The organism is Nocardia sp. NPDC059236 (genome assembly GCF_042754085.1).
Classification (GTDB): Bacteria; Actinomycetota; Actinomycetes; order Mycobacteriales; family Mycobacteriaceae; genus Nocardia.
In genome coordinates this window covers 139,455-153,755 of sequence record NZ_JBHZAF010000011.1, presented here as the reverse complement: position 1 = coordinate 153,755, position 14,301 = coordinate 139,455, and the positions used below count along the sequence as shown (strand labels likewise).

General features: G+C 66.3%; 11 protein-coding genes. 6 read left to right on the top strand and 5 right to left on the bottom strand.

What is annotated here, in order from left to right:
- Positions 1-46: 46 nt before the first annotated feature.
- Positions 47-2,395 carry an MMPL family transporter gene (locus tag ACFXIV_RS27730; RefSeq protein WP_379399133.1) on the bottom strand — a complete coding sequence of 783 codons (2,349 nt, stop codon included), beginning with the start codon at positions 2,393-2,395 and terminating at the stop codon, positions 47-49.
- Positions 2,396-2,551: 156 nt separating this feature from the next.
- Here ACFXIV_RS27730 and ACFXIV_RS27725 point away from each other — a divergent pair, with 156 nt between their 5' ends.
- Positions 2,552-3,130 (top strand): TetR/AcrR family transcriptional regulator, encoded by a 579-nt coding sequence (locus ACFXIV_RS27725; RefSeq protein WP_379399132.1) that lies wholly within the window; start codon positions 2,552-2,554, stop codon positions 3,128-3,130.
- Positions 3,131-3,167: 37 nt separating this feature from the next.
- Here ACFXIV_RS27725 and ACFXIV_RS27720 read toward each other — a convergent pair whose 3' ends face one another.
- Complete coding sequence (locus tag ACFXIV_RS27720; protein WP_379399131.1) at positions 3,168-4,463, bottom strand: TetR/AcrR family transcriptional regulator; 1,296 nt, start codon at positions 4,461-4,463, stop codon at positions 3,168-3,170.
- Between the two features lie 155 nt (positions 4,464-4,618).
- Between ACFXIV_RS27720 and ACFXIV_RS27715 the strand changes: the two genes are divergently transcribed.
- Positions 4,619-5,623, top strand: coding sequence for an ABC transporter ATP-binding protein (locus tag ACFXIV_RS27715; protein WP_379399130.1), 1,005 nt, complete (start codon positions 4,619-4,621; stop codon positions 5,621-5,623).
- Between the two features lie 48 nt (positions 5,624-5,671).
- Here the strand turns inward: ACFXIV_RS27715 and ACFXIV_RS27710 are convergent, their stop codons facing one another.
- The 3 genes from ACFXIV_RS27710 to ACFXIV_RS27700 form a co-directional block, all read right to left on the bottom strand.
- Positions 5,672-9,214, bottom strand: coding sequence for a protein kinase (locus ACFXIV_RS27710; RefSeq protein ID WP_379399129.1), 3,543 nt, complete (start codon positions 9,212-9,214; stop codon positions 5,672-5,674).
- A 117-nt stretch (positions 9,215-9,331) separates the two neighbouring features.
- Complete coding sequence (locus ACFXIV_RS27705) at positions 9,332-10,315, bottom strand: lytic murein transglycosylase (protein ID WP_379399128.1); 984 nt, start codon at positions 10,313-10,315, stop codon at positions 9,332-9,334.
- A gap of 198 nt (positions 10,316-10,513) precedes the next feature.
- Complete coding sequence (locus ACFXIV_RS27700; protein ID WP_379399127.1) at positions 10,514-11,416, bottom strand: alpha/beta fold hydrolase; 903 nt, start codon at positions 11,414-11,416, stop codon at positions 10,514-10,516.
- Positions 11,417-11,530: 114 nt separating this feature from the next.
- Here ACFXIV_RS27700 and ACFXIV_RS27695 point away from each other — a divergent pair, with 114 nt between their 5' ends.
- The 4 genes from ACFXIV_RS27695 to ACFXIV_RS27680 are packed head-to-tail and all read left to right on the top strand — an operon-like array spanning position 11,531 to position 14,296.
- Positions 11,531-11,983, top strand: coding sequence for a MaoC family dehydratase (locus ACFXIV_RS27695; RefSeq protein WP_379399126.1), 453 nt, complete (start codon positions 11,531-11,533; stop codon positions 11,981-11,983).
- On the top strand, positions 11,980-12,720 hold the full coding sequence (gene fabG, locus ACFXIV_RS27690) for a 3-oxoacyl-ACP reductase FabG (RefSeq protein WP_379399125.1): 741 nt from the start codon (positions 11,980-11,982) through the stop codon (positions 12,718-12,720). The genes ACFXIV_RS27695 and fabG overlap by 4 nt, the downstream gene beginning before the upstream one ends.
- On the top strand, positions 12,717-13,490 hold the full coding sequence (locus ACFXIV_RS27685) for an enoyl-CoA hydratase/isomerase family protein (protein ID WP_379399124.1): 774 nt from the start codon (positions 12,717-12,719) through the stop codon (positions 13,488-13,490). Before fabG ends, ACFXIV_RS27685 begins: the two co-directional genes overlap by 4 nt.
- Entirely contained in the window at positions 13,487-14,296 is an 810-nt protein-coding gene (locus ACFXIV_RS27680; protein ID WP_379399123.1) for an enoyl-CoA hydratase/isomerase family protein, read from the top strand. Before ACFXIV_RS27685 ends, ACFXIV_RS27680 begins: the two co-directional genes overlap by 4 nt.
- The last annotated feature ends 5 nt before the right edge of the window (positions 14,297-14,301 follow it).

Below are 14,301 nucleotides of genomic sequence, written 5' to 3'. Positions count from 1 at the left end.
AGGAGCGCGGATTCGGCCTGACTTATCCTCGGAACGTGGTACCCGCTCATGAGTTCGAGTAAACCAAATCCTGTTGTGCGGCAAGGCCATCAGTGATTTCGGGGGCAAGGCCGCGGCCTTCGATGTCGATATCGGGCAGCAGTCGGTCGAGCCAACGCGGCAGCCACCACACGGCGTCGCCGAAGATGGACATGATGGCGGGTACCAGCATCATGCGCACGACGAATGCGTCCACGACGACGCCGACCGCCAGAGCAAAGCCGAACTGACGGATCATCGGGTCGTCGTTGAAGACGAATCCCGCGAATACGGCGGTCATGATGGCTGCGGCGGCGACCACGACGCGGGCGGCTTGTTCGAAACCGTGGGTAATGGCGGCGTTGCCGTGTCGTCCGTGGGCGTGGGATTCCTTCATCGCGGAGACCAGGAAGACTTCGTAGTCCATGGCGAGGCCGTACAGCAGTCCGGTGGCGACGATGGGCAGTACCGCGAGGATCGGTGAGGTGGCGTGGAACCCGAGTAGCTGCTGGCCCCAGCCTTTCTGGAACACCGCGGTCGTGGCGCCGAAGGCGGCGAGGATGCTGAGGATGAAGCCGAGGGTGGCCTTGATCGGAATGACGATGGAGCGAAAAACCATGGTCAGCAGGACGATCGACAGAACGGCCACGACCGCCAGGTACACCGGGAGGGCATCGGCGAGGCGCGCGGAGACGTCGATTCCGAGTGCCGTGAAGCCGGTGACGCCGACGTCCGCGTTCCGTTGGCTCGCGAATGTCGCTGCCTGGCTGCGGATCTGGTGAACGAGCGCCTCGGTAGCCGAATCGGTCGGCCCGCTGCCGGGTGCGACGGAGAAGACGACCGTCCGCCCGTCGTCACTGACCGCGCCGAGCGTCACCGAGGTCACGCCGGGCAGTTGCGCCAGGTCCCGGTACAGCCCGACGATATCGGTGGTGGCGATCGGGCCGGATCGGCTACCGGCATCGGCGACGACAATGAGCGGTCCGTTCAGCCCGGGGCCGAAGTGGTCTTTCACCACCTCATAGCTTTCACGTTGCGCGGTTCCCCGGTCGTAGCTTGCCCCGGAAGGCAATCCGAGACTCATCTGCGTGGTGGGCAGAGCGAGCAGCCCGGTAATGAGCAATGCCGCGGTCGCGGCGACGAACCGGTGCTCGGTCACCAGACCTGCCCAGGCGGTCGCGACCTTACGTCCCGTGCGTGAAGAAGCGCGGGCGGCCTGGGCGAAGGCGGCCTTGTGGCGTGCCTTCGGCGAGCAGATCCTTTCGCCGGCGAGACCGAGAAGGGCCGGCAGCAGCGTCAGCGCGGTGAGTACAGCGATCACAACCGTGGCGGTGGCAGCGATACCCATGGTCGTGATCAGATGAATCCGGACAATGGCCAGGGCAGTGAGCGCGATCGCGACCGTGCTGCCCGCGAAAACCACTGCGGTGCCCGATGTTCCGAGCGCGCGCCCGACGGCCTCCTCGGCGGTCGCACCGGAGTCGAGGATGTACCGGCGTTGGCGGTTGACGATGAACAATGCGTAATCGATGCCGACGGCCAAACCGATCATGAGCCCGAGCACGGCACCGAGCGAATGCAACGAGACCAGATGCGAAACCAGCAGGGCGCCACCTACTCCCACGCTGACACCGGTCAGCGCGGTCACCAGCGGTAGTCCAGCCGCGACCACCGAGCCCAGGGTCACCAGCAGCACCAGCGCGGCGAGGCCGACGCCGACCACCTCACCTGCGCCGACGATGGCCGGAACCTGGACCATGGACGCCGAGGGCAGGACGGCGATGTCGTGGTCGGCGGTGGCTCGGCGCGCCGCCGCCACCGTGTTGTCGATAGTGTCGGCGGGAAGCTCGAAAGTCTGCTTGTCGAACTGGAATTGCAGTACGGCGCTGGTCCGGTCCGGGGAGATGACGACACCCGGAACGGCCTGTCCGTTGACGGTCAGCGGTGTCGGGGCGGCGTGATCTGAGGGCGGGCCGGACGCGGCGAGTGCGCCGGCTGCCCGGATCGTCGGGCTGTCCATGCCTTTCGCGGCCTCTTGCCGAACAACGTTGCGGGCGTCGATGACATGGTCGCTCGTGTACACCTTGTCGACAGCGGCCAGGAGCGCGGTGAGGTTGTCGCCGCCGTCGATGCGGGAGCCGTTGTCGGTTTCGAAGGCGATGATCCCCTGACCGCCCGACATCAAGGGCATCTTCTCGGCGAGATCGTCGATGAGGTGCTGGGACGGCGTGCCGTCGATCCGCACCTCGCTGCCCAGATGAGGCGGGTAGCAGGTGAGCAGGCCGATGATCGCGGCCACGACCAGGGCCCACGGGGCAATGAAATGCCAGGGTCGCCGATAGGCGGTTCTTCCGATTCGGTACAGCAGGGACGACATGGTGGATTCCTCTCGGGCGCCCGGCGGCCACGCTGGTCCCGCCACAACAAACTGATAGTAAGCTATCAAAACGGTAGTGAACTATCATTTCGCGTGGCAAGGTAGGCTCGGTCACAACCCCGGCATCGGTGCATCAACAGAGGGAGCGAAGTCTGCGTGGCGACGAAACCGCTTCGGGCAGATGCCTTCACCAGCATCTCGCGGATCATCGAGGCGGCCAGGCGACTGTTCGCCTCGGAAGGTGGTTCGGCGACCCTCGCGCACATCGCGCGTGAAGCCGGCGTCGGTGTGGCGACGCTGTACCGGCACTTTCCCAACCGCGAAGCCTTGGCGCGCGCCGTCTACGAACGGATCCTCACCACCGAAGTCCTGCCGATGCTCGCCGAGCTCGACAAGGACGCGCTACCCCGATCCGTCTTGCTCGAGGTCGCGGAACGGGTGGCCGACATCGTCCAGAGCGAGCGGGGCCTCGCCGACTCGGTCGGAAACCTGACGGAGGTCACCGCGGACTTCCTGGCGCGCAGTGACGAGATCTTCGGCCCCGCTGTCGCACGCGCCCAGACCGCGGGGAACCTGCGTCCCGACATCGAACCGCGTGACGTGCCTTATGTTTTCGCCATGGTGATCACTGCGCTCAGCGCCGTCGAGCTGAATAGGACAGCGCGACGCCGGTACTTGAGTTTCATGCTGGACGCGCTCAATCCGACGCAGGCGACCGCGCTCCCACCCATGTGAGACAGCTGATCCGGCTGCTGTCGATTCACGGCCCTCGTCAGTGGCCGTAGATGACCGACGCCAACAGCTTGCCGAGGTAGGTGGCCACCGCAGTGGTGTCAGACAGTCCGGACTCTTCGGCCAGTGATCCGGCGATGCTTCGTTCGAGGGTCCACATCAAGACGGTGGCCAGCTGGGGAGCGGGCGGGCCGGGGAGGGCGAGGCCGCTGTCGCGGTCGGCGGTGATAACCGCTTCGAGGCCGTCGGTCATGCGGGCCATGGCATCGAGGTAGCGGCGACCCAGCTCCGGTCGCCGTGGCCATTCGTAGATGGCGCTGCGCAGCACACCGAGGCTGCGGGGGTTCAGGTCGAGCCATTGCGCGACAACCGATTCGACCGCGGCCCGGTCGCTGCGGTCCGCGGTGAGCAGCGTGCTGAATCGACCGGTGATCTCGTGCGCGATCTGCTCGAAGAGCGCGATGAAGACGTCGTCCTTGTTCTCGAAGTAGAAATAGAGCGTCGCCCTGGAGACATTCGCCTGTTCGAGAATCCTTGCCACGCTGAGCTGTTCCAGCGTGTGCTCCATGAGCAGTGTGGTCGTCGCGTCCAGAATCGCGACCGCCGTGGGATGGTCCATGGCTCGGCTGTCGGTCGCCGCTGATCCGGCGAGGACGGACGCGTCGATCGGGGTCGACGGGGCGGGTTTTCTCCGGCTGCGGCGCTTTGCGGGTCGGCGATCCGCACCGGCGGCCATAGCGGCCAGCTCGATGAGGGAGTCCACCGCGGCGCCCGGATCGGGGAGTCGTCGATCGTGGCACCGCGCCCCGATATAGAACCCGCGCTCGCATGCTCGGGCCAGGATGGCGGCGATCAAGTCGTGCGTCGCGGCCACCGCGGTATCGCTGTCATCGTGTGCGGGAGTGATGTCGCGGCCGAGTGCTGCGGCGAAGCGGTCCAGCAGGAGATTCCACGCGGTCGCCAACTCGGGGACGACATGCATGTTCTCGACTACGGCACAGATCAGGGCTTCGTTGGCCGACCAGGCCGCGAATGCGTGCCGGATGTCGTCCTCGGCGGTCTGCGGTCGTGGCTCGGTGGGAGAGTCGGGCGTTTCCTCGGCGTTCTCGGTGAGCAGTCGCGCGACCATCGCGGTGATGACGTCGTATTTCGAGGCGAAGTAGTGGTAGAAGTTCGCCCGCGAGAGTTTCGCGCGGGCGAGGATGTGGGCCACGGTGAGGTCCTGCAGCGGGGTTTCCCGGAGCAGTTCCTCGGTAGCGGCGAAGACTGCGAGCTCCGCGCTACCCCGGCCGCTGTGGCGACGGGGGCGTTGGCGCGCAATCGATTTGCTGTCCACTCCGTCACCCTAGTTCATGTCTGGACAGTCTGACTGGTCATGGTGATCGCGTGTACGCCGACGTGCGTGAACGGCAAGTTCATACACGAAGTGTAGACACGGTGTTCAATAGCATTTACAGTGCACTGTAACGGGCACCACAGAGGAGGGCGGCGATGGGCGTCGAGGTCAGCACGGTCGGAGTGACCAAGCGGTTCGGTTCACAAACCATCTGGGAGGACGTCACGCTGACCCTGCCGAAAGGGGAGGTCAGCGTACTGCTCGGGCCGTCCGGCACGGGCAAGTCGGTCTTCCTGAAATCTCTGATCGGTCTGCTGCGCCCGGAGGCCGGCTCGATCGTGATCGATGGCACCGACATCACGACGTGTACCAGCAAGGAGCTGTACGAGATTCGCAAGCTGTTCGGCGTACTGTTCCAGGACGGCGCACTGTTCGGTTCCATGAGCCTGTTCGACAATGTCGCGTTCCCACTGCGCGAGCACACCCGCAAGGGTGAGTCCGAGATCCGCCGGATCGTGATGGACAAGCTCGACCTCGTGGGTCTGACCGGCGCCGAGGACAAGCTGCCCGGCGAGATCTCCGGCGGCATGCGTAAGCGGGCGGGGCTGGCCCGCGCGCTGGTGCTGGATCCGGAGATCATTCTGGTCGACGAACCCGACTCCGGCCTGGATCCGGTCCGCACCACCTACATCAGCCAGCTGTTCCTGGACATCAATGCCCAGATCGACGCGACCTTCCTGATCGTCACGCACAACATCAACCTCGCCCGCACGGTGCCCGACAACATCGGCATGCTGTTCCGTCGGCAGCTGGTGATGTTCGGACCGCGCGAGGTGCTGCTCACCTCCGAAGAACCGGTCGTCAAGCAGTTCCTCAACGGTCGCATGATCGGTCCGATCGGCATGAGCGAGGAGAAGGACGAAGCACAGATGGCGCACGAACAGGCGCTGGTCGACGCCGGTCACCACATCGGTGGCGTCGAGGACATCGACGGCATTATTCCGCAGATGCAGGCCACCCCCGGAATGCCGTTCCGGCAGGCCGTGACACGCCGCCAGGATCGCGTCCGGGAAATCATGCACACGCTGCCGGCCGCGGCGCAGGTGGCGATCACGAACAGCTTCGACGATGTCCCGCAGGGCGAGCTGGTGGTGCGCTGATTTCCGCGAATGATGTTGTGAAGCAGTGAGAATCACCGGACTTCGATGCTAACGCTCTACATCCTCTATGCCTTCTACTTCGTCGTCGTGGCGGGGACGGTCCTGGTGCTGATGCTGTCCTCGTTTCGGCAGAACTGCCGGGCTCGGGTTGCCCGTCGCGCGGGATTTCTCCACCGCGATGGCGTCGGCGAAGAGGTGCGCATGACTCGAGACCGGCGCGACGCCGGTGTCGAGGAGTTCCCAGACCTCCGGCCCTTCGTCGAGTAGGGGCCGGATCAGACCGACACGGCCGCATTCCTCGACGACCTCCGCGACCAGACCGCGTCCGGCCGATGTGTCTCCCGACATCGACAAACAGCGGGCCAGCAGCAGTTTGACCGTGATGAGCGCGTGGGGCCGATGCTGGGCAACAAGCTTTTCTGTCAGCGCCCGCGCGACAGTGGTGGCCTCGGTGACGGATCGAGCTGTGCCCAGCGCGAGCGACCGCCGGATGAGGTTGCACGACTGGATGTCTCGGGTCAGCTCGGCGGTTCCGGGCTCGGCCGGGGAATCAGCGGGGGGCCCGAGACTCGGCGGAGGTTCCGCGACCCGGGCGATACCCTGCCGGATCCGCTCGCCTTCGATGGCGGCGGTCAAACGCGGCAGATCGAGGTCGGCGGCAATCCGCATGCCGTCGTCGAGACGCTGGGCCGCCTCCTCGTGATCTCCCAGGGCGGCCTTCACTTTCGCGCCGGTGACATAGACCGCGATCATCACGTCCACGGTTCCGGCGGTGGCGGCGAACTCGTGCGCGGCGTCGATCAGCCTGTTCGCCTCGTCCACGTCATTGTGCTCGTAGCGGAGTTCGCCGAGCAGTGCTCCGGCCATCCGGGCCGCCAGACCGCTCGTCCTCCGTCCGGTCATGGCCAGCTGCATCACTTTTCGCAGGAAGTACTCTGCCGTGCGGATATCGAGTTGTTCCCGCGCCGCCAGCGCACTCAGGCAGTACGCATAGGTTTGCGTGAGTGGCCCAGTGGAGGTCTCGAAGTAGACGGCCGCGCGTTCCCGGCACGCCTTGACCGCGTCGAATCGGAAGTGCGACAGGTCGATGAATGCCGCGATGACAGCGGCTCCGGCCGCGAACCACGGCTCGAAGGAATCCGGATCCCGCAGGGGAGTTTCGATCAGGTCGGCGATGCCTTCGCTGCGATCCTGCAGCATGGCGGCGACGCCCTCGATCACCTGGCATTGGATGCGGAGCTTCGCCGTCTCGTACGGGTCGAGCTGGGACGATTCGAGCGCCGCGTACACCCTGTCGAGCGTTTCGCGGGCGGCGGCGTCGCGGCGCACGCCGAGGTTGGCCAGCGTGATGGTGACGAGCAGGTGCGGACGGTGCGCGGAAACCTCGGGCGGCAGCAGGTCGGTGAGCGCGAGTATGGTCGCCATCTGGCCTTGCTCGAGCAGGGCGATACCGGCCTCTTCCACCAGTTCGGCAGCCCATCGGTCATTGCCGGAGGCGAGCGCATGGGTGACCGCGTCCTGCACCATCTGGTGTTCGCTGAACCACGCGGCAGCGGCCGCGTGCAGCACCGGCAGGCGTTCGGGGCGATCCCTTTCCAGGCGCCGCTGGAGATAGTCGGCGAAGAGGTAGTGGTAGCGGAACCATTCCCCGGTCTCGTCGATTCGGCGCAGAAACAGATTGCGCTCTTCGACATTCTCCAGCAGCGCTTGGCCGCGATCGGTTCCGGTCAACGCGGTGGCCAGGTCTCCGCAGATCCGGCGGGTGATCGAGGTGTCCATCATGAAGTCGACCAGCGCCGGATCCAGGGAGTCCAGGACGTTCTCGGCCAGGAATTCGCCCAGTGCGTGGTGGCGACCGGAGATCTCGTGGAGCAGTTCGGCCGAACGCCCGTGCTGTCGCAGTGACAGTGCGGCGAGCTGCAGTGCGGCGATCCAGCCCTCGGTGGATTCGGTCAGTCGCTCGATGTCGGCGGATGCCAGGTCGATCCCATCGCAGCGGGCCAGGAATGCGCCGGTTTCCTCCGCGGTGAAACGCAGTGCGGTGGAATCGATCTCGACCAGCTCGTTGTGCACGCGCAGCGCGCTGAGCGGGAGACCGGCCCTGGTTCGGGTGGTCACGATCAGCTGCAGGTGATGGCAGCCCCGTTCGAGCAGGAAGCGCAGGGCAGCGCGGCTGGACTCGCTGGTCACCTGGTGCCAGTCGTCGATCACCAGGGCGACATGGTGTTTGCGTTCGTGGAGTTCGTTGATCAGTGACGTGAGTACGAAGCGTTCGGCCCGGCTTCCGGCTTCCTCGAGCGCCAGGCTCAGTTCGCCGCCGAGCGACGGATCCGTGCGACGCAACGCCTCGAGCACATGGGCGCAGAAGGTGACGACGTTGTTGTCGTCGGTATCGGTCGTCAGCCACGCCACCTGCGCTCCGTCGTGGAAGAGTTGCTCGGCCAGTTGGGTTGCGACGCTGCTCTTTCCGAATCCCGCAGGCGCGTGTATCAGGATGAGGCGCGGGCGCTCGCCCGGTCGCAGCAGCGCGCCCAGGCGTGGCCGCCGAATCAGGTGCTCCAGCGGATGCGGAGGCCGGAACCTCGTGTTCGGGGTGACCAGCGCCGGCATGTCGTGACGCGGTCGTCGGACCGCTCGCCGCGATCCATCGCTGTCGCGCGAGCGGGCCTCGTCAAACTCCGGGGAGGAGTCGGGGATGCTCATTTCGTCGACAGTGAATCCATTGTGGCGCTGTAACTCTCGTAACGCATCCCCGAACTGCCGAGCCGAGGCCGGGCGATCCTCGGGTTGCCTTGCCATCGCGTCGGAGATCAGCCGGCCGAGGTCCTCGGGGAGGTCCTCCACCGGAATCGCCGAGTGCCGGCTGATCCGGATGAATTGGGCGACAACGTCCTCGCCCTCCCGCCGCTCGAAGGCGGCATGACCGGTGTAGGCGCTGAACAAGGTCGCACCCAGGCTGTAGATATCGGACCGGACCGTCGACGGCTGCCCGAACAGCACCTCGGGTGCGGTGAAGGCCGGTGATCCGGTGATCTCTCCCGATCCGGTCTCGAAAGCGCCGTCGGCCATGTGCGCAATCCCGAAGTCGCACAGTTCCGGTTGGCCGTAGTCGGTGAGCAGCACGTTGCCCGGCTTGACGTCCCGGTGCAGGATTCCCGCGCGGTGCGCGGTTTCCAACGCCCCTGCGAGTTTGACTCCGAGGCGGAGCACCGCGGCGTAATCGAGCGGGCCCGAATCGGCGATCGCGTCCTGTAGCGAGCCGCGCCGGTAGAACGGCATCACGAGGTACGGCCGACCGGTCGCGGTGACGTCGACGTGCAATACCGTGACGATATTGGGGTGCGCGGAAAGCCGTCCCAGGGAGCGTTGTTCGCGCAGGAACCGCTCGAGGTCGGCCCCGTCCGATTCCGGGCGCAGCACCTTCACGGCTACCTGCCGTTCCAGCGCGCGCTCCGCACAGCGATATACCGCACCGAAGCCGCCCCGACCGATCAGCTCGGCGTCTTCGAAACCCTCGGCCTCCAGCTCCGCCTCGATCCCGAGGGTCGCCTGGCGCTGGGTGCTCGAGGGGTCTTCGGCGGCAGGGTTCATGCCATCGTCCTCGATACCGATGCCGTTCGTGCGTCCAGGATACGACGGCCGTCCAGCAAAGGGGCGGCACATCGAGGGCGTTCCTGGCGACAGGCGGGTGTGCATCGGCCGGGCCCATCAGGGCGTGGACGGGGGCGGCGGGCAGAAGATGACGCAGGGAATCGGGGGCAGGCCCGGGATGGTGATCATCGGCTGCGCCGGCGGAGCCGTCGTTGCCGGGGCAGTGTAGTCGGGGGCGGGCGCCGGTGTTTGTTCGGGCTGGTCCGGGGCCGGTCGGGTCGGCGCGGGCCCTTGGTCCGCGGGTACCGGATTCGGTGCCGGCGTGGCCGGAAGATCCAGCAGCACTGTGGAAGAGGAGTCTCCGCCGCCGCGATACACATCCGACCAATGCAGGACATTGGCGGCGTAGGAGGTCGAGTTGTTGTACCGCAGCACTGCTCGCAGTCGCTGCGCGGGGTCGCGCAGGTCCAGGCCTCCCGAACACAGGTACTTGCCGGCCGCGAGTGTCGCATCGAAGACGTTGTCGGGGTCGGCGATGCCGTCGCCATTGCCGTCGCTGGCGTAGGCGCTCCACGTACTCGGTAGGAACTGCATCGGCCCGATCGCGCGGACGAAACCGCCACTGCCAGTGGCGATGATCTCGTTGCCCGGGAGCGAACCATCCAGGGCCGGGCCGAGGATCGGGGACAGCGTCGTCCCGTTCGCGTCGGTATTCCCACCGCCGGCGTGACCGGATTCGATACGGCCGATCCCGGCGAGCAGGCTCCAATCGAGGCCGCAGCCGGGTTCGAGCTGATCGAGCTGGAGCTCGGCGTTTCGGTACGCGGCCAGGGTGATTTCCGGAATCCCCTGGATGCCGGGACCGGCCGGGGCCGCGACGTCCTGCCGTGTGGAATCGGCGGCGACGGGTCGTTCGTCCCTCGATGGAGCCGAATGTGGTTGGAAAGGAACGACACTCGCGGGCACGATGCCGACGGTCGTCTCCGGCGGCGCTGCGAGCACCGCCGGAGACACCGGCAGGGGACGCGTCTCCTGTGCATGGGACGGGCCGACGGCCGAGCTCGTGGCGAGCATCCCGGCGACGGCGAGTATGACCGGCACGCCGCGCTTCGCGCTCGAGGCTCGTGTGCTGCTTGTTCGCGAAGACGACCGCACTGTGAACTCCCGGTACCCACCAGATTCGGTGGCTATACATCATGTTCATACGCTGTGACCGACAGCATAACTGAACATACTGTTCATATACAATGACTACCGCCGGAACATGGGGAGATCGCCCGGTCACCGGGGTGTTCGGGTCTATTGGGTTTCGCCGGGTGGGGCAGTCGAAGTGCGATCGATCCACGCGATCAGGTCGGCCATCACGGTCCTTCGATCGATCTCGTTGTACAGCTCGTGCCGGGCGCCGCGGTAGATGCTGAGCGCGACATCGGTCAGGCCGGCGGCGAGATACCGATCGATCAAGGTGTGGATCCCGGTGAGCTGTCCGTTGACCGGATCCTGGTCACCGGCGGTGATGTAGAGGCGCAGATCGGGCCGCACGGCATGCATGCGCTGCGGGTCGGCGATCGCCCGGCCGGCGGCGAACAGCGCCTTCAGTGCGCCGACGTCGATTCCGAAGCCGCACTGTGGATCCGCGATATAGGCATCCACGCAGGATTCGTCGCGGGACAGCCAGTCGAAATCCGTCCGGGCGGGCGCGAACGGGGCATTGAAGAGCGCGAGGTCCAATGGCTGATCGAGATCCACCACCGGTTCGATCAGATCCACCAGGCCGGTGCCGGTGAGCACCACGGCATCGACCTCGGCGCTGTGCTCGAGCAGGTACTGCTGTGCGGCGAACGAACCCATGCTGTGTGCGATCAGGATCAGCGGCAGGCTGGGATGATGCGCCCGGAGCAGCTCGTTCAGCAGGTGGATGTCGTTGACGAGTTCCCCCCATCCCGCGGCGCCGATGGTGCCGTAACCGGCCTCGGGCCGGGCGGTGGCGCCGTGACCGCGATGATCCTGGCCGGCGACCAGATAGCCCGCCTCCGTGAGCGTCATCGCGAGGTCGTGGTACCGGCGCACGTGCTCGCCCATCCCGTGGGTCAGCTGCACGATTCCGCGCGGGGGAGCGGCCGGAATCCATTTGTAGGCAACGATTTCGAGCCCGTCGCGGGCGGTGTAGGTGAATCTGGCCGGGGTGTCGGTTGAGGTCATGGGTGTGCTCTGCTCCATTGGTTTCGCGCGCCCCGTCGGGCGCTGGGGCTGTTGACCTAGCATGTTGATTAATTTATGTTTGATTCGAAAAATACACGACGATGTGGAGCGGGCATGAGGGTTTTCGATGTTATAGCCGAGCTTGCCGATGCGGCGGGGGAGGAGCTCGGAGTCAGCGACTGGATCGTCGTGGACCAGGAACGAATCGGGCTCTTCGCGGATGCGACGGGCGACCACCAGTGGATCCACGTCGACGTCGACAAGGCGGCGTCCGGCCCCTTCGGCGGCACCATCGCCCACGGCCTGCTGACGCTGTCGCTGTTGCCGGCGATCCAGCATCAGATCTATCGGGTGGACAACGTCGCGATGGCGGTCAACTACGGCCTCGACAAGGTTCGCTTCCCCGCGCCGGTGCCGGCCGGTTCCAAAGTGCGCGGCCGATCGCGCATCGCCGAGGTGGCCCTGCTGGAGGGTGCCGTGCAGGCGACGCTGTCCACGGTCATCGAGATCGAGGGCGGCGAGAAGCCGGCCTGCATCGTCGAATCGATCGTGAGGTACATCGCGTGATGGATGGATTGGTGGCGGGCCGCACCGCGGTCGTGACCGGAGCTGCGCAGGGCATCGGGCTGGAAATCGCCCGGCTGCTGCGCGCGCACGGGGCCAATGTGGCACTGGTGGATCTCGATGCCGAGAGGGCCGCGGAATCGGCGGCCGCACTGGGTGATTCGGTGCTTCCCATCGGCTGCGATGTCACGGATGAGGCCGCGGTGGACGCGGTGATCGAACGGACTGTCGCGGAATTCGGCGCACTCGACATCTACGTCAACAATGCCGGGATCACCCGCGACGCATCGCTGCGCAAGATGCGGCCCGAGGATTTCGACGCCGTGATCAACGTGCATTTGAAGGGCACGTGGCTGGGGGTGCGCGCGGCATCGGCGGTCATGCGCGAGGCCGGGGGCGGTTCGATCGTCAATATGTCGTCGCTGTCCGGAAAGTCGGGCAACCCGGGCCAGACCAACTACAGTGCCGCCAAGGCGGGCATCGTCGGATTGACCAAAGCGGCGGCGAAGGAACTGGCGCACAAGGGCGTTCGCATCAATGCCGTGCAGCCGGGCCTGATCCGGACGCCGATGACCGATGCCATGCCGCCGGAGGTCTTCGCCGAACGCGAAGCCGGTATCCCCATGAAGCGAGCGGGCCTGCCCAGCGAGGTCGCCGGAGCGGTGCTGTTCCTGGCCTCGGATCTGTCCAGCTATATGACAGGGGCGGTGCTGGAAGTCGGCGGTGGGCGGTTGATGTGACCGGCACAGTCGTAACTACACGGGTCGAGGGCGTCGTCGGATATGCCACTCTCGATCGGGCCGAGGCCATGAACGCCATCACGGTCGATCTCGGTGCTCAGCTCGAACGCGCCCTGCGGGCGCTGGCCGCAGAGGTGAACGTCATCGTCGTCCGCGGAGCGGGCGGCAACTTCTCCGTGGGCGGCGATTTCCACGAGCTCGAGCGGCTGCGCGCCGAGGGAGCGGCGGCGCTGCGGCCGCTGTTCGAGAACTTCGGCCGGGCGTGCGCCGCCATCGCCGAGCTGCCCGTGCCGGTGGTGGCGGTCGTCGAAGGCTATGCCATGGCAGGGGGTTTCGAGCTCATGCAGGCATGCGATGTCGCACTCGTGCGATCGGACGCGAAGCTGGCCGACAACCACGCGAACTTCGGGCAGATTCCCGGCGGGGGTGGTTCACAGCGCCTGCCACGGCTGGTCGGCAGACAGCGTGCGCTGGGCCACATCCTCAGCGGCGAGCGGCTTTCCGGAACCCAGGCCGAACAATGGGGTCTGGCCTACCGCAGTTTCGCGCCTGAGGAATTCGAAGACGGTGTGCGGACGTTTGTTACCCGGCTCGCCGGGGTGGAACGTGCTGCCCTCGCCGGTATCAAGCGGTTGGTCTATCAGGGACTCCGGTTGCCGCTGGAAGACGGCCTGGCCATGGAGCTCGACACCGTCATCGGGCATGTGGCCGGTGACTCCGCGGGAGCGGGAATCTCGACTTTCACACAGGGCAAAGGAGTTCGGTCGTGACCGAGGTATTGATCGGTTCGGGTCCGGTACTGCTGGACCTCGACAAGGACGGTGTCGCATCGTTGCGACTCAACCGACCCGACGCCGCCAACGGCATGGATGTCGAGCTGCTGCAGGCACTGCATGCGGCGATCATGCGCTGTCACGGCGAGCCCGCGGTGCGCGTATTGATCCTGTCGGGTGAAGGGCCGCACTTCTGCGCGGGCGGTGACGTCCGCACCTTTGCGAGCAAAGGCGAAGCGCTGCCCGATTATCTGCGCGAGGCGACAGCCTGGCTCCAGATCGCGGTGTCCGCTCTGGTGCAGCTGCGCCCGCCGGTCATCGTCGCGGTGCACGGATTCGCCGCCGGGGGTGGAGGTTTCGGCCTGGTGTGTGCCGCCGACCTCGTGATCGCCGGTGAGTCGGCGAAATTCATGTCCGGCGCCGTGCGGGTCGGTATGGCTCCCGACGCCGGCGCCTCGGTGACCCTCACCCAGCTGGTCGGACTGCGCAAGGCCATGGAGATCCTGCTGACGAATCCGACGCTGACCGCGCGCGAAGCACTGGAGATCGGGCTGCTCACCAAGGTGGTGCCGGACAATGCCGTCCTCGACGAAGCGCGGGGACTGGCCCGAACTCTCGCCGCCGCGCCCCCGAAGGCGCTCGCGGCCACCAAACGACTGCTGTGGAACGGCGTCGGCGCCACGCTCGAGGCGCAACTGCCGCACGAGGCGCGCGTGGTTTCCGAGCTGTCCGGAACCGCAGACGCCCGTGAGGGATTGGCGGCGGTGCTGGAACGCCGATCTCCGATCTTCACCGGGGAGTAGGCGGC

What these genes read in the sequence shown, in the direction of transcription:
- ACFXIV_RS27695 (WP_379399126.1), top strand. Translation starts at nt 11,531, where the DNA reads ATGAGGGTTTTCGATGTTATAGCCGAGCTTGCCGATGCGGCGGGGGAG.
- ACFXIV_RS27715 (WP_379399130.1), top strand. Translation starts at nt 4,619, where the DNA reads ATGGGCGTCGAGGTCAGCACGGTCGGAGTGACCAAGCGGTTCGGTTCA.
- ACFXIV_RS27730 (WP_379399133.1), bottom strand. Translation starts at nt 2,395, where the DNA reads ATGTCGTCCCTGCTGTACCGAATCGGAAGAACCGCCTATCGGCGACCC.
- ACFXIV_RS27710 (WP_379399129.1), bottom strand. Translation starts at nt 9,214, where the DNA reads ATGAACCCTGCCGCCGAAGACCCCTCGAGCACCCAGCGCCAGGCGACC.
- ACFXIV_RS27700 (WP_379399127.1), bottom strand. Translation starts at nt 11,416, where the DNA reads ATGACCTCAACCGACACCCCGGCCAGATTCACCTACACCGCCCGCGAC.